Origin of the sequence: Paraburkholderia bryophila, assembly GCF_013409255.1 — a bacterium.
Taxonomy (GTDB): Bacteria; Pseudomonadota; Gammaproteobacteria; order Burkholderiales; family Burkholderiaceae; genus Paraburkholderia.
The window spans coordinates 26,693-42,399 of sequence record NZ_JACCAS010000002.1 but is presented as its reverse complement, the minus strand read 5'-3'; the positions used below and the strand labels follow the sequence as shown (position 1 = coordinate 42,399).

13 protein-coding genes are annotated in these 15,707 nt (G+C 64.4%); 5 read left to right on the top strand and 8 right to left on the bottom strand.

Going from position 1 to position 15,707, the window contains the following annotated elements:
* Positions 1-45: 45 nt before the first annotated feature.
* The 4 genes from GGD40_RS21505 to GGD40_RS21490 all read right to left on the bottom strand — a co-directional run bounded on the left by GGD40_RS21505 (position 46) and on the right by GGD40_RS21490 (position 5,223).
* Entirely contained in the window at positions 46-1,809 is a 1,764-nt protein-coding gene (locus tag GGD40_RS21505; protein ID WP_179745015.1) for an ATP-binding protein, read from the bottom strand.
* A gap of 336 nt (positions 1,810-2,145) precedes the next feature.
* Positions 2,146-3,051: a helix-turn-helix domain-containing protein gene (locus GGD40_RS21500; RefSeq protein WP_179745014.1), complete on the bottom strand. Its 906-nt coding sequence runs from the start codon at positions 3,049-3,051 to the stop codon at positions 2,146-2,148.
* 100 nt (positions 3,052-3,151) lie between these two features.
* Entirely contained in the window at positions 3,152-3,811 is a 660-nt protein-coding gene (locus tag GGD40_RS37385) for a helix-turn-helix domain-containing protein (RefSeq protein ID WP_179745013.1), read from the bottom strand.
* A 167-nt stretch (positions 3,812-3,978) separates the two neighbouring features.
* A complete protein-coding gene (locus tag GGD40_RS21490; RefSeq protein ID WP_179745012.1) occupies positions 3,979-5,223 on the bottom strand; it encodes an MFS transporter in 1,245 nt (414 codons plus the stop codon).
* A gap of 107 nt (positions 5,224-5,330) precedes the next feature.
* Between GGD40_RS21490 and GGD40_RS21485 the strand changes: the two genes are divergently transcribed.
* The gene (locus GGD40_RS21485) at positions 5,331-6,221 is read left to right on the top strand and encodes a LysR family transcriptional regulator (RefSeq protein WP_179745011.1); all 891 of its coding nucleotides are present in this window, start codon (positions 5,331-5,333) and stop codon (positions 6,219-6,221) included.
* A gap of 102 nt (positions 6,222-6,323) precedes the next feature.
* Entirely contained in the window at positions 6,324-7,142 is an 819-nt protein-coding gene (locus tag GGD40_RS21480) for a helix-turn-helix transcriptional regulator (RefSeq protein WP_179745010.1), read from the top strand.
* Here the strand turns inward: GGD40_RS21480 and GGD40_RS21475 are convergent, their stop codons facing one another.
* Complete coding sequence (locus GGD40_RS21475; RefSeq protein WP_035557628.1) at positions 7,143-8,084, bottom strand: LysR family transcriptional regulator; 942 nt, start codon at positions 8,082-8,084, stop codon at positions 7,143-7,145.
* A gap of 143 nt (positions 8,085-8,227) precedes the next feature.
* Between GGD40_RS21475 and GGD40_RS21470 the strand changes: the two genes are divergently transcribed.
* The 3 genes from GGD40_RS21470 to GGD40_RS21460 all read left to right on the top strand — a co-directional run bounded on the left by GGD40_RS21470 (position 8,228) and on the right by GGD40_RS21460 (position 11,375).
* A complete protein-coding gene (locus tag GGD40_RS21470; protein WP_179713227.1) occupies positions 8,228-9,427 on the top strand; it encodes an amino acid aminotransferase in 1,200 nt (399 codons plus the stop codon).
* Positions 9,428-9,521: 94 nt separating this feature from the next.
* Positions 9,522-10,313 (top strand): class II aldolase/adducin family protein, encoded by a 792-nt coding sequence (locus GGD40_RS21465; protein WP_179713229.1) that lies wholly within the window; start codon positions 9,522-9,524, stop codon positions 10,311-10,313.
* 78 nt (positions 10,314-10,391) lie between these two features.
* A complete protein-coding gene (locus tag GGD40_RS21460) occupies positions 10,392-11,375 on the top strand; it encodes a 2-dehydropantoate 2-reductase (RefSeq protein ID WP_179745009.1) in 984 nt (327 codons plus the stop codon).
* Positions 11,376-11,432: 57 nt separating this feature from the next.
* On the opposite strand, the gene GGD40_RS21455 is transcribed toward GGD40_RS21460, so the two are convergent.
* The 3 genes from GGD40_RS21455 to GGD40_RS21445 form a co-directional block, all read right to left on the bottom strand.
* Complete coding sequence (locus tag GGD40_RS21455; RefSeq protein WP_179745008.1) at positions 11,433-11,624, bottom strand: hypothetical protein; 192 nt, start codon at positions 11,622-11,624, stop codon at positions 11,433-11,435.
* Between the two features lie 15 nt (positions 11,625-11,639).
* Positions 11,640-13,382, bottom strand: coding sequence for an FAD-dependent oxidoreductase (locus GGD40_RS21450; RefSeq protein WP_179745007.1), 1,743 nt, complete (start codon positions 13,380-13,382; stop codon positions 11,640-11,642).
* Positions 13,383-13,588: 206 nt separating this feature from the next.
* Positions 13,589-15,544, bottom strand: a complete 1,956-nt coding sequence (locus GGD40_RS21445) for an AI-2E family transporter (protein ID WP_179713237.1) — start codon at positions 15,542-15,544, stop codon at positions 13,589-13,591.
* Positions 15,545-15,707: the final 163 nt, after the last annotated feature.

The window sequence follows — 15,707 nt, the reverse complement described above, 5'->3', positions numbered from 1 at the left end:
TTCTCATCCTGCAACGCCGGCGGCAGAAGCGCCAAGGGCAGGTTCTCATAACAGATCGGGCGCAGGAAACGCTCTATCGCGTCGGCTAAACGTCCCACCGCACGCGTAGGGCAATGCCGAGGCGAGAACGGCACGCACCCGCCGTTCGGTGGCCGGGTCGACCGAGGCCGGCGGCAGTGCTTCCAGCGCGTCGATAACCTGGCTGACGCGCGCGCAACATTCGTGAACCAGACCGGCATCGAGCAGCGTTTCCGCGAGACTGGGCGCGAGTTCAACCCCGGTCTGTACATCGCCGCGTTGGGAGAACGCCCAGTCGAAAACGCTGCGCGCCTCATCCAGCCATTGTTGAGATTCGGCGTCTGCGTCTGTATCGGGAGCAACGTTGCCGATGGCACGCGCCGGCCGCGAGCGCGACAGGTAGCTCGCAAGGCGTTTCGCCATCAGCTTGCGCTCGGCCTCGGCCGCCAGTTTTTCCAGCGCGTAGGCGCGCGCGGATTCGGAAAGCCGATACCGGATCACGCGTCCGTCGGACTCGAGATTGACTAGCGATTTCGCCACCAGATCGCAAATGCCGTTGATCGCGTCGGCCGCCGGGTAATCGTCGCCACACACCACCGCGCACAGGGCATTCAACGTAAAGGTGCCGCTGAATGCGGCGAGCCGTCTGAACAGAAGCCGATTGCCATGACCGAGTATCGAGAAGCTCCAGTCGAAGGTTGCGCGTAGCGTTTGATGGCGCGGCAGGGCGTTCCGGTAGCCACCGGTCAGCAGTTCCATGCGGTCGTTCAGATGGCTAAGTACGCCGTCCAGACCGAGGGCGGAAACGCTGGCCGCCGCCAGTTCGATTGCTAAAGGAATGCCGTCCAGCCGACGGCAGATTTCGGCGATCAGGCGGAGCTCAACACGGCTCGCGCCTATTTCGAGTTGCATCAGATTGACGCGACCCAGAAAGAGGCTGACCGCCGAACACCGCAGAATCTCGTCATCGGTCGCGTCCGCGGCGGGCACCTCGAGCGGCTCGACCCTGTACACCTTCTCCGGCATCACGCGAAGCGGTTCACGGCTCGTCACAAGCACACGTAGCAGGTCGTTTTGCGCCACAACGGTATCGACGATCCGCGAGACGATTTCAATCACATGCTCCGCGTTATCCAGCACAAGAAGCATCCGCTTGCCGGAGAGCGCGGCGGCGAGGCGCGGTATATCGATTGCGATATCGGCCGGGCGCAGCCCACACGCTTGAGCGATCTCGGACAGAACCGCTTCATCGGTCGTAGCCGCTGCGAGTTCGGAGAAACACACGCCATCGGCATAGTCGGCTGCGGCCTGTCGTGCCACTTCGATGGCCAGCGTGGTCTTGCCGATGCCGCCGGCGCCGGCCAACGTCAACACCTTCGTTTCTTCGAGCAGCCTGCGAAGCCGCTGAACGATCGCGTCGCGGCCAGTCACGCTGCTTTCAGGCGACGGCACGCTGCGGTCGACCCGACGTGGCGATACGTTCGCGGGGGCTTCTACCGTGACGGGGCGCATGAGCAACTGGTAACCGCGCCCGGGGATCGTGACGATCAGGCGGCGGTCCCCGCCCAACGCTTTACGCAAGGTCGACAGATGCACCTGGAGGTTGTTTTCCTGTACGACGGAATCCTGCCAGACGGCACGCATCAACTCGTCTTTCGAAACAAGCCGTCCAGCCGACGACGCAAGCGTGAGGAGAATATCGAAGGCACGGGAACCGACCTGCAACAGCTTGCCCTCATGCAGTACGGTGCGTCCGATAGGATCGATCTGCAGGCGCTCCAACTCGATCATGGGATGGTCCGACTTCGATGTGAATTTCAGCACGGCTGTCAGCACGGCAGTCAGCACGGCGGCGAAACGGCGTGCGCGACTGGCCGAGTGCTTCTCGCCTCTCCCAGAGAGGCGTTGCGTAAAAATGACTGCCGTGGGCGGACCATATCAAAACGAAACCGTCTTCTCTTGTACGGCATTGACCCGTTTTGTAAGAACGCGAACGCGCGAGGCGCTGACGTTGTTCGTCCCGGCCTGATTCGAAACTCGGAAGATCGTTGTAGAGAACGGCCGACTCCGTTCAGAGATCGGCCCGCGCCGGAAGCGCGTGTCGCAGAAGCGCCGCTTAACGGGCGGCTAGCCCGTTTGGCCTTTGATGGACTTGCGCCATGAGCCAGGCGCCGAGCCTGTCGCGCGAAAAAATATGCGGTTGAAGTGGCTATGATCGGTGAAACCGCACGCCAGGGCGATGTGCGACAGTGACTGCGTCGTATGCGTGAGTAAAGCCTTAGCCGCCTCGATGCGCCTTTGCGTCAGCCACCGGTGAGGCGTGGTTCCGGTCGACGTTTTGAACGCACGGCAAAAATAAGCCGGCGAAACATCGCATGCGGTCGCGAGATCGAAAATGGACAGACCCCCTTCAAGCGCCTCGTCGATCATGGCCTTGGCGAGTTGTTCCTGCCAGGGCGCGAGGCCGCCGGTTTTGCGGGCATCCACGAGACGGACCTGTCCGTATGTCTGCGCGAGGTGACTGTGAAGCGCGAGCATGAGCCCGTCGACGAACAGGCGCGGCGTATCGGGTGTGGCGAGCGCGGGCAGCAGAAGGGCGCCGATCGACTGGACCACAGTATCCTGTGTGCCGTGCGGGATGGCCAGCTCACGAATGACTGGCGAGTCTTCCGCGTCGGCGATTCTGCGCAACGAGCTCTCGGGCAGATAGAACTGCAGCGTATCGAATGCGGTTGGCAGAAAGGCTGTGGGCCGCGCGGCAAGATCGACAACCGAGATGTCGCCGCGCCGATAAGCGGGGACCGGCTCAGGCCTGCCGTCGAACCAGAGTTCATGCGTCGCTACGTCCTGAAACTGAAGGCACAGGACAAACGCGTTTTCGCTGGGAATGGGATCGGTCAGATTCACGGCGCCTGCCTCGGCGACGATGCGCGTGATCGTGACGTCCGGCGTATCCAGTATCGAACTTCTCAGGGCGGGCGCGGGGGGAAGACCGAAATATTCGGCGGCGTGGTGCCCGTAACCTTCAGTCATGACTCGTTTCTCAATGAGGCGCGCTCCGCGCGTGCGGGGCGGCGATACTTTACCCGACATAGCGCTTTGGCGGCGTGTCTGCCGATCGGTAGTGCGCGGCTCAGTTCTTCCTGTTCGGTGTGCGCGGACGCGCCGAACCACACCGCAGGAGGCGCCAGTTGCGAGGCGTCGTGCCGGCCAGTTGTACGAAAGCCTTGTTCAGATGACTCTGACTGGAGAAGCCGCACGCGATCGCGATCTGGTCGAGCTTCAATTCGCCAAGCGCGAGCAGATGTTTGACGCGTTCAACACGCTGCAGCAGTAGCCAACGCCGCACGGAGAGTCCGGTCGTCCGTTTGAGTGCGCGCGAGAACTGGGCGGGCGCGACGCCTGATGCCGCCGCCAGCTCGGCGACCGACATGCCGGTGTCCAGGTGAGCATGGATATGGTCGAGAACGCGTTGCCGCTCCTGTGCGGTCAAGCCGGGCTCGATGGCGCCCGAATACCGGTCGCTCTCTACGGAAGCGGGACGATACGCATGCACGGCGAGCAACAATCCGCGCATCATGCCGACAGTGTGGGCGTGAGGATTGGCCAGTGAATCGTGCAGCAGCGCACTTAGCCGCGTGCATACCGCGTCGTCCGAACGTAGTCGTTCGATCAGCGTCTCGAGATCGCGTACGGTGGCGGGATCGGGCTGCCAGTGACGCTCCATGGCGTCGATTCGCGTGAGCAGCGACGACACGAGTGCTGCATCCGGGGACGAAGTAACAGGATTCACGATTGAGCCGACAGTTTTGCTTGATGTGCTACGTGTGATCGGATCGGTAGATCGGGACTTTCTACGGCGTCGGGTCTTTCTACGACGAGCCGAGTCTAGCATGGGCATAAAGCCCATTTCGAGCGGGTAAATCGCAGACTCGGCCACCTCCCGCTGCGCGAACCCAATCACGCCCCCCGCAACCCATCGCGCAGATGCAAGCCCATCGCCGCGCCGAAGAACCCCAACGCGACCATGCACACTCCCGGCCAGCCCCAATGCGCGAGCGCTGGCCCGGCGATCGTCGCACCGATCGCGCTGCCGATAAAAAACAGCCCCGTAAACAGCCCGTTGACACGCCCGCGCGATTCCGGCGCGAGCAGATTGATCGCGCGCCGACCGAGCGCCTGATCGGCGATCACGCCACCGTCGATAAAGAACGCCGCAATAGCCAGCATCGCAATCGACCCACCGCGCGACACGCCCGGCATCAACGCGAATGCCGCCAGCACCGCCGCCGTCATCGCGACCAGATGCGCGACGAGCGTGGCGCGCCTCGACCAGCCGCGATCGCCGGCGCGGCCCGCCAGCGGCGCGATGAACACGCTGCCGCCACCCGCCAGCGCGAACAGCGCGACCGCGTTGCTGCCGAGTCCGAGCGGAGCATGCGTCAAGACGATCGCGACGCTACTCCAGAACACGTTGAAGCCGGCCATCAGCAGGCCTTGATACAGCGCACGTCGGCGCAGCACCGGTTCCTGCGCGATCAACCGTCTCATCGACGCCAGCAGCGTCGCATACGACGGCGCACCGGCCGGCCGAACGTCCGGTAGACGCGGCACCACGGCCAGTGCGACGGCGGCGAGCACCAGCGAATCGGCCGCGAAGAAAGCGCGCCAACCTGCCACGCCGCCGATCAGACTGGCCAGCGGCCGCGACAACAGAATGCCGAGCATCAGGCCGCTCATCACATTGCCGACCACCTTGCCGCGCGAAGCCGGCGGCGCCAGCGAAGCGGCTGCAGGCACCAGCATCTGCACCACACTCGACGTTACGCCGACCGCGAACGACGCCGCCAGAAACACCGGCGCGAACGGCGCGACGGCGGCCAGCGCGAGACAGGCGATCTGCGCGAGCAAGGTCGCGGCGATCAACGGCCGATTGGGCAGCCGGTCGATCAGCGGCACCAGGCCGACGAGCCCCACGGCGTACCCGAGCAGCGTCAACGCGGTGACGAGCGTGGTCCACGCGCCGAGATGCAACGACGCGTCCAGCGGACCGATCAGCGTCTGCGATGCGTAGAGCGGCAACACGGCGACCGCGACCATCGCGGCGAAGCGGGCGGTGGGCACGCTCTGTTCCGGCGGCACGGCGGTACGGCTTTGGGTCTGAGCCGGGCGCGCGGGCTGGCATTCGATCGCGGATGAATCCATAGTCGGTCTCGCAGCAAGGGAAGGTGCAGAGGATGCTACTCTCACGTCCGGCAAACACAATTCGCACCAAGCGGGATACATCCTCACGATAATCGGGAGAATCGACCATGGACGCACTGCGCGATCTGGAAACCCTGGTGGCGATCGTCGAAGAAGGCAGTTTGACGAGCGCCGCCCGTCGGCTCGGCCGCTCATTGCAGGCCGTGAGCCGCTCGCTGCAAATGCTCGAACGCGCGCACGGCTCGACGCTGATCGTGCGCACCACCCGCACCTCGCAGCCGAGTGCGGCGGGCATGCGCTTTTACGAACGCGTCAAAGGCGCGCTGAGCGAACTGGAGCTGGCGCGCACCGAGCTGGCCGAAGAAGCGCACCAGCTCAGCGGCCGGCTGCACGTCAACGCGCCCACGCTGTTCGGCCCGAAATTCATCGCGCCGCTCGCGGCGGAGTTTTTGCAGCGTCATCGGCAACTGACGTTGTCGCTGGATCTGAGCGACGACTATCGCGATCCCGCCGAGACCGGCGCGGACGTGACGATCCGGATCGGCGAAACGCCGGATTCGCGTCTGATCGCGCGGCGGATCGGCACGCTGCGGCGCGTGGTGTTCGCCGCGCCCGCGTATCTCGCGGAGCACGGCCGGCCGGCTCATCCGCGCGACCTGCTCAAACATGAATGCGTGGTGCGAACCGGCGGGCCGCATCCGGGACGCTGGCTCCTCAGCGCGCCAGGAGGCGACGAGATCGCGGTGACCGTGTCGGGCCGCTTCGACAGCAATCAGGTCGCGGCGGTGAACGCTGGCGTGCTCGGCGGGATGGGTATTGGCGTGGCCGCCTACTGGCAGATTCAGGAGTGGGTCGAGGCGGGCAGCGTGGAAGTGCTATTGCCGGATTTCCAGCTTGCGCCGCTGCCGCTGCACGCGATGTGGGTGAAAACGCGGCGCCTGCCGCAGAGAACGCGCTTGCTGGTGGATTTTCTGGCGGTCAAGCTGTGGCAGCTTTAGGCTCGGGCTGCTGCTGCCGCCTTCACGGTGAAAGGCCGCGCCGATAGCCGCTGTGCTACGCTTGCCGGATCCCTGTCTACGCCGCACGAGCCGAATCTCATCATGCGTTCCTGGCGCCTCGCCGCACCGCACGGAAGCGGACAACTCAGCACGTTGCGTGCAACCGATCTCGTCATGGCGATCTCGCAAGCCGACCCGGATGCGCTCGCCGCCAGCATGCTGAAGATCGTCGGCGATACGCTGCCGGTTTCGCAGTGCACCGTGTTCGCCTACGAATTCGACGCCAAACCGCGCACCGTGTCGGCGGCGGATCATCGCGGGGGGCGCTTTCTGCGCGATGTCGCGGATCGCTACGCTACGCATTTCTACGCGCTGGACGGCAATCGCACCATCATCGAACGCTCGCCGGACCGGCATTCGCGCGACGCGCTCGTGCTGCATCAGCAACAAAGCGCCGAGATCGAAAACGAAGCCTATCGGGCCGCCTGCTACGCGCAGCCGAACGTGTCCGACCGCTTATCGTTGCTCGTGCAACCGATGGAACACGTGTGGCTGTCGATCAATCTGTATCGCGATAGCGCTTATGGCGTGTTTCAGCCGGGCGAACTGGAGCAGGTAGAACGCGTTGCGCCGCTTTTCGCGCACGCGGCGAAAAGCCATTACGCGCTGAACGGCCAGCATCAGCAAGGTTCAGCGGCCGCGATGCTCGCACGCGTGCGGCGCGTGTGCCCGGCGCTGACGTCGCGTGAACTGGATGTGTTGCGCGGCACGCTCGAAGGCGCCACCGCTGCGGAGATCGCGCTGCAAATGGGCATCAAACCGGCCAGCGTGATCACGTACCAGAAGCGTGCGTATGCGCGGCTCGGCATTTCGAGTCAGCGGCAGTTGTTTGCGCTGTGTCTGCTACCTGAGCGTCTGTAATCAACTGCGTTTGGCTCGCGCTTCCGCTTGCGTCTCACGGTCCCAACGTTTCAACCAAGGCACGATGAAATCCGCGAAACCATCGGCGGGCGGCGACAACGCGCGCTCCGTGGCGCGATACACGCACACCTCGCGGATCGTTTCCGGATCGACGATACGCTTCATCACCAGCCCGAACGTGCGCGCGAGCGGCGCGACATACGCTGGCGCGAGCGTCACCGCCAGCCCTTGCGACGCCAGCCCGAACGCCGTGGTGACGTTGTCCACCACATCCATCGGAATGATGCGTGCCTCCGGCGGCAGATTGGCCAGCATCTGCCCGACCGCGCGCTCGTGATCGCGGCCGGTGGCGACGATCGGCACGTCGCGCAAATGCTGCCATTGCACCCTGCGCCGCGCGTTCAGCGGATGCGTCGGTGCGCACCACATGACCCACGGGCTCGCGAACGCCGGATCGCAGCGCACCCGCGTGCCGCTTTGCCGGTCGGGTCCGATCGCGAGATCCACGTCGCCGCTTTCGACGCGCTCCACCAGTTGCTCGACCACGGTGTCGTAAATGCGCACGACCACTTTCGGTTTGTCGCGCGCGTAGTCGGCGATGGCGGCGGGCAGCGCTGTAGCCGCCAGCACCAGCGGCGCACCGACCCGCACGATACCGGCGGCGCGGTTGCGGATGTCGTCGGCGGTTTGGGCGGCGGCGCGCACGTGCCGCAACACCGATTCCGCCGACGATAAAAAGTCCTGCCCCGCGCTCGACAGATCGACGCGCCGCGTGGTGCGGTCGAACAGGCGAAAGCCGAGTTCGGTTTCCAGTTCGGCCAGCAACTGGCTGACCGCCGACGAGGTCAGCCCGAGCCGTTCCGCCGCCGCGCCGATGCTGTGCAAATCGACGATGGCGAGAAACGCTTCGAACTGGCGGAGGGTGGCGCGGGTGAGTGGCATGTGTCGATTCTAAAGAAAAACTTACGAATCGTGAAAAATCGATTGATTGTGCGCAGCGCGCCGGTAGCTGAGACTTCTCCTGATCGACGTAAGCCGCCAAAGCCGCTTAGACTTCCGTCTCGCTCCGCATACAAGGAATTGCCATGTTCGACCATATTCCCGCCTATCCCGGCGACCCCATCCTGAGCCTGAATGAGGACTTTCAACTTGACCCGCGGACCAACAAGGTCAATCTGAGTATCGGCATTTATTTCGACGACGCCGGCAAGCTGCCGGTCATGGGCGCGGTGCGCCGCGCCGAAACCGCGTTGCTCGACGCCATCGGCCCGCGTTCCTATCTGCCGATGTCGGGCCTGCCGCTCTATCGCGACGGCGCGCAGGCGCTGGTTTTCGGTGCTGACAGCGAGGCGCGCGCCGCAGGCCGGATCGCGACGCTGCAGACCATTGGCGGTTCGGGCGCGCTCAAGGTCGGCGCCGATTTCCTGAAACGCTATTTTCCGGGCGCGCAGATCTGGATCAGCGATCCGAGCTGGGAAAACCATCGGGTCGTCTTCGAAGGCGCAGGACTCACGGTCAACACCTATCCGTATTACGACGAGCAAACCGGCGGCTTGCGTTTTGCCGACATGCTCGACACCATCGGCCGCTTGCCGGAAGGCAGCATCGTGCTGCTGCATGCGTGCTGCCACAACCCGACCGGCGTTGATCTGAGCCCGGCGCAATGGGCCGAACTGGTGCCGGTGTTGCTGCGCCGCAAACTGATTGCGTTTGTCGATATGGCCTATCAGGGTTTCGGCGCGGGTCTCGAAGAAGACGCCGCCTGTGTGCGCCTGCTGGCCGATGCGGACGTGCCGCTGATCGCCGCGAATTCGTTCTCGAAGAATTTCTCGCTGTACGGCGAACGGGTCGGCGCGTTGAGCGTGGTGTGCCGCAGCGCGGAAGAGGCGGGTCGCGTGCTCGGGCAATTGAGTTCCACGGTGCGCGCGAACTACAGCAATCCGCCGACGCACGGCGCGCGGCTGGTCGCCAACGTGCTCGCGGATGCGTCGTTGCGCGCCTCGTGGGAAGCCGAACTCGCCACCATGCGCGAGCGGATTCTGGCAATGCGCGGCACGATCCACAGCGGACTCGCCGGCCGTGTCGATGAAGTGATGCGCGCGCGTTACGTCGCGCAACGCGGCATGTTCACTTACACGGGCTTGAGCGAGAGCCAGGTCGAACGTCTGCGCAGCGAGTACGCGGTGTATGTGCTGCGCTCGGGACGCATGTGCGTGGCGGGGCTGAATGCACGCAACGCGGAGTATGTGGCGTCGTCGATCGCGGCCGTGGTGTCGGGCGCGTAACGGTCACGTATTACCCGAGCAGAAGCGGAAATAGAAACGCAAGCTGAAGTACAAGCCGAACCCATAAGCCAAAACGATAACCCCGGAGATCCTCATGACCACCCTCGAAATGGAAGCGGCAAGCGTGCCGAAGACCACCGCGATGCATCCCGACGAATGGCAGGCGCGCGTGCAACTGGCGGCGTGCTATCGCATCTTCGACATGCTCGGCTGGACCGAGATGATCTACAACCACATCACGTTGCGGGTCCCAGCGAGCGTAAGCGGTGGCGAGCGGCATTTCCTGATCAATCCGTTCGGCTTGCACTACAGCGAGGTGACGGCGAGCAATCTCGTGAAGATCGACGCACAAGGACGCGTGCTCGATCACTCGCCGTATCCGGTGAATCCGGCCGGGTTCGTCGTGCATGCGGCGATTCATGAAGGTTTGCCCGACGCGCATTGCGTGATGCACACGCACACCACGGCGGGTGTCGCCGTGGCGTGTCTGGAAGAGGGCTTGCAGCAAACCAACTTCTATAGCGCGCAATTGCACGACCGTGTCGCGTATCACGACTTCGAGGGCATCACGGTGCATGCGGAAGAGGGGCCGCGGCTGCTCGACCATATCGGCAATAAACAGGCGGTGATTCTGCGCAATCATGGCTTGCTGGCGTGGGGCCATACGCTGCCGCAAACTTTCGCGATGCTGTGGACACTCAATCGCGCCTGCGAGATCCAGATGGCGACCTTTTCGATGGGCCGCGCGCGGCCGATTCCGGAAGAGGTCGCGATCCGCTGCTCGCGCGACGCGCTACAGTTCGACCCGCGTCACGGCGCGGGGCAGGACGTGTTCGACGCGCTGGTGCGAAAGGTCGACCGCATCGACGCGAGCTACAAGGAATAACGCGGGAATAACGCGGAATAACGCGGAATAACGCGGAATAACGCCGCATTGACGCGAGCACAAACAAGGATTCAACCGATGAAAGTAGCAATTTACGGCGCAGGCGCGATCGGCGGCTGGATGGGTGTGAAGCTCGTGCAGGCCGGTCATGACGTGAGCGTGGTGGCGCGCGGCGCGACGCTGACGGCCCTGCAGCAGCACGGCCTGCGTTTGATCCAAGGCGGCGAAACACACGCCGTGAAGGTCACGGCCAGCGACAAACCGGCCGATCTCGGCGCGCAGGATCTCGTCGTGGTGGCGGTCAAGGGCCCGGCCATGGCGTCGGTGGCCGCGCGCATCGCGCCGCTGCTGAGCGGGCAAACCATCGTGCTGACAGCCATGAACGGCGTGCCGTGGTGGTTCTGCGATGGGCTCGGCGAGGATTTCGCGGGCAAGCGGCTGAAGTCGATCGATCCCGACGGCGCGATTGCCGCCGCGATTCCGAGCGCGCAGACGGTGGGCTGCGTGGTGCACGCCAGTTGCCTGATCGATTCGCCGGGTGTGATCCGCCATCATCAGGGCAATGGCTTGATTATCGGCGAGGCGTCGGGTCACGCGAGCGAGCGTGTCGCGGCGCTGACGGCCACACTCGCGGCGGCCGGCTTCAACGCGTCGGCGTCGGAGCAGATTCAGCGCGACGTCTGGTACAAGCTGTGGGGCAACATGACGATGAACCCGATCAGCGCGTTCACCGGCGCCACCACCGACCGGATTCTCAGCGACGAACTGGTGCGTAATTTCGTCACGAGCATCATGCTGGAGGCAAAGGAAATCGGCGCGCGCTTCGGTATTCCGATCGCACAGGCGCCGGCCGACCGGCATGAGGTCACGCTGAAACTCGGCGCGATGAAAACGTCCATGCTGCAGGACGTGCAGGCGGGCAAGGCGGTCGAACTCGACGCGCTGGTCGCCGCGGTGCGCGAGTTGGGTCAACTGACCGATGTGCCGACGCCGTACACGGATGCGTTGCTCGGTCTCGCGCGTTTGCATGCGAGCACGTTGGGGTTGTATCCGAGGCAGTAATACGGCTGCAGAAACGAAAAGCCGCCGCGCTGAAAATGCGCGGCGGCTTTTTGCGTTTCACGACGTTAAAGCGGACGAAGCGGGCAAGCGAGCCGCTTCGATCAACGCCAACGCCCGCTGCGGGTCGTCGAGTTCGGTCATGCACAGCAGCGTGAGACGAGCGAGATACAGCGACGCGTGCGCTTCGCCTTCGGTCGTGAGGGTTTTGCAGAGCGTAGTGTAGACGAGGTCGAGATCGCTATCGGTCATGATGGGTCTCCTGTTTTAGTTGGCCAGCGCGGCGGTCAATGCGCGCAGCGTTTCGGCCGCGTTGCCGTTGCGCCAGCGGGCGAGCACATGACCGTCGGGCCGGATCAGATAGACCGTGCCTGGCGTGGCATCGAGCAGGTCGTGCAAGCGGCCGGTGTGATCGCGTACCTGCAGTGCCGTTGTACTTGCCGCGTCGCTCGTAAGCAGTGTGATCACGTTGAACGGAATGCCTCGGGCTGCGAGCGTGTTTTTCATCTGCTGCCACTTGCCGTCGCCTTGGTCGCCATGGCCGCTTTCCGGATCAGCGCCGAAGCGCAAAGCTGTAAAGCAAGGCCCAAGCAAATCCGTCAGATGAATGTCGACGTCAACACCGTCGCCGTTGCGCTTTTTGAGCCGGCATTCGGGCAGCACACTGCCCGGCGCGGGACCCGTGCTAAACGCGCTCATCGCCTCTGACGTAACGTGATTCAGCGGCGACTGCGCGTACGCGATGGCATGCGTCTGCCGTGGATTGATCAGCGGCCGCACGGCGGCATGCTGCGTGGCGAGTCCGAGCACCGCGTTGCGCATCAGATCGAACGCGAACGAAGGCGGCGCCATGAATTCGGTGCTTTTCATGCCATAGCTGAGATTCTCGCGCGCCGCGAACACGCGTTCGTCGCTGTAGCTGTCCAGCAGACGCGGCGCGGCTATACCGTTGATCACGCAACCGAGTTTCCAGCCGAGATTGTCGGCGTCGTCGATTCCTGAGTTGGCGCCGCGCACGCCGAAGATCGGCACCAGATGGGCGGCGTCGCCCGCGAACAGCACGCAGCCGTGGCGATAGCGTTCCAGCGTCAACGCGTTGGCCTTGTAGACGGTGATCCAGATCGGCGACCAGTCGCCCGTTTCACCCATCGAATCGAGCACGCTCTGTACGCGCGGCATCACGTTGTCCGGTTGAATGGCGGCGTCCGGGTCTTCGTCGTCGCGAAGCTGGTAGTCGATGCGCCAGACGTTGTCCGGCTGCTTATGCACCAGCACCGTCGAACCGGGATTGGACGGTGGATCGAAATACGCGAGGCGTTCGGTGGCGCGCGAGCTATTCAGTTCGATATCGACGATCACATAGCGGCCTTCGTAAGTGGTGCCCGTCAGCTTGAGGCCGAGCGCCTCGCGAATCTTGCTGCGGCCGCCGTCGCAGGCGACGACCCAGTCCGCGTCCATTTGCCATGCGGTGTCGCCGGTGCGCAGATCGAGGGTGGCGCCGCTTGCGCCGTTGTGGCCGTCGCGTTGTTCAATGCCTGTCACGCGCGTTTGCCAGCGGATATCGATCAGATCCTCGTGCCGTTCCACCTCGTCGAGCAGCAGCTGTTCAATCTGATATTGCGCGATGTTGATCATCGGCGGCAGCGATTGCTCGTCGTCCTGATGCATCGCGAAGCGGAACACTTCTGCGTCGCGGTAGAAGCTGCGGCCGCCGGTCCAGGGCAAGCCTTTCTGCAGGAAACCGGGCAGCACGCCAAGCCGCTTGAATATCTCCAGACTACGCCGCGAAATACAGATCGCGCGGCTGCCCGTGCAGACGCTGTCGTCGGCTTCGATCAGCACCGAGCGCACACCCTGGCGGGCCAGCGCGAGCGCGAGCGTCAGGCCCACCGGCCCACCGCCGACAATCGCCACGGCGCGCCGCGCCGGGTCGCGACCGTCGATTAGCGGCGGTGGCGTGCCTTCATAGTGGCGCGGCGAAAACGGATAGGGTTTGAAGCTGCGGCTCATGCGTGTCTCCTGATCCTCAAGGCTAGGGATTGCCCGCCGGGGCCGCTGATGGGCTCTTGGTTCGAAGCGGGGCGAATCGATAGTTGAGTATGAAGGAGGGCGTGTGTAGTGCTGTCCTCATTTTGGGTACAAAAAAACCGCGGGCCACTTACGCGACTCGCGGTTTCTCATTCGTTCAACCCATTCGACCTAACTCACGCCGACAATCAATCCGCCCCGCCCACATGCGAAGCCTGCCGCGTATGCTGCGTGCTCGACGCCGCCTGGCATTCCTCGATCATGGCGCGGAACGTCGGCGCAGCATGCGAAGCGCCGGTCGCACCTGTCTCCGGCGTGCCTTCCGGCGCGCCGCCTACACCGACCACCAGCGTCGCGCGTGGCCGCCATTCGCGCGTGCGCCGCAACATATTGCGCAGATACGGCGGCGACTCCGGCGCGTCGAGCGAGACGATGCAGATGATCGGCGCCTCCTTGAAGCTCGGTTCGTCGGCGCGCGCGCTGCGGTAGCCCGAGTGCGTGGCCATCATCGGCGCGAGGCCGTAGCGGCCGAGTAACTGCACCGCGACGGCGGTCGTGACTTCGTCGAATGCGCCGCGGCCCGGCACGCACAGCACAGAGGTCTTCTGCGCGTTCACGCGCAACTGCGGATGCGCTGCAATGTGGCTGTCGTGCCGCTCGGAAAGATCCGCCGACACCGACGCCAGCAACGCACCGGCTGCGTCGGCCGGGTCGGGGCGCGACATGCGATCCGGTAATCCGTCGGCGATTTCCAGGTTCTCGACGATATCGACCAGCGCGTCGTTGATCCGCTGCAACTGGTCCGGCATCAGCACGCCGCGCATCGCGTCGTTGCGGGCGAGCTTGAGGCCTTCGAGCGCGACCTTGTCGTAGTAATCGATCAGCGACATCTCGCGCAGCAAGCGTTCCGCCTGCACGATCGCTTCGTGTGGATCGTCCGCGAGCAGCCGTTGATAAAAGTTCTGCGCCGGCGTGAGCGCGGGCTGGTCGCCGAGCAGCACGGTGAGGAAATTCAGCCGGTCGGCGTAACGCCCGAGCGTGACCACGCACAACGTGAGCGGCGTCGATAGCACGAGGCCAATCGGCCCCCACAGCCAGCTCCAGAAAATCGCTGCCACCACCACCGCGAGCGGCGACAGTCCCGAGCGATGGCCGTACAGCAGCGGCTCGGCGATCTGCCCGGCCACGACATCGACGACGATGAACAGGATCAGCGTATAGACCGCCATGGTCCATTGCGGCTGAATCGCGGCGGCGAGAAACACCGCGAGGATCGCCGCGATCCAGATGCCGATATACGGCACGAAGCGCAGCAGCGCGGCGACCACGCCGAACAGCAGCGCGCCCGGCACGCCGATGATCGCCAGCCCGATCGCGATCGTGCCTCCCGCGCTGAGGTTCACACCCAGTTGCGCGACGAAGTAGCGGCTCAGCCGCCCGGCGGCGTCGTTGATCGCGGTGGTGGTGCGGTGCAGATCGCGTGAGCCGAACAGGCTGATCAGCCGGTCGCGCAGATCCTCGCGCTGCAGCAGGATAAAGATCGTCACCACCAGCACGATGAAGGTGGTTTCGATCGGCGCGATAGCCGGCGACAGCGCGCGTTGCGCGAGCTGCATCGGCGTGGGCGAGGGCTCGTGGACTTCGACCGGGGTCGGCACCGGCGGCGCGTTGCGCGCGGCGCGTCCGGTGAGACGCGGCGGGCTCGGCTTGGTCGGCGCGACCCGTTGCAACGTCGCGGCGGCGCGGCTCATCAGCGAATCGGCGCGGCCGACCGTTTTCTCCTGCACCGTTTCGATCTTCTGTTCGATCGCCACCTGGTACTGCGGCAGATCGCCGGCAAGTTGCACCAGTTGCGCCGTGATCAGCCCGCCGGCCCCGAGCAGGGTGGCGAGGGCGAACAGCACCGCGATAAAAATCGACGGCAGATGGCCCATATGCAGCCGTCGCAACATTTGCACGAGTGGGGCGAGCAGGAAGCTGAGCAGCACCGACAGCGTGATCGGAATCAGCACCTCGCGCGCGAAGTAAAGTCCGCACACCACCACCACGCCGGTGATCACGGACGCGAGGCCATGCAGACTGGGCGTGCCCGGCGGGTAAACGCGGTTCGGCCGCCCCTGCGGCGGCGGTAACGATATTTTCATGAGCACACTTTCCGGTTGAGGAGCGCTGTCGTTTTGTGGTTTTGCGCGGGGCCGCGTGTGGACACAACGAGGTCGTGCAGGCAAAACGGCAGAGCAAACCTTATGCCCGGATTGTAGGCGCTTTGGTGGGGTGGCGGCCGGTCGGGGGCGTGGGCCTTTGCAG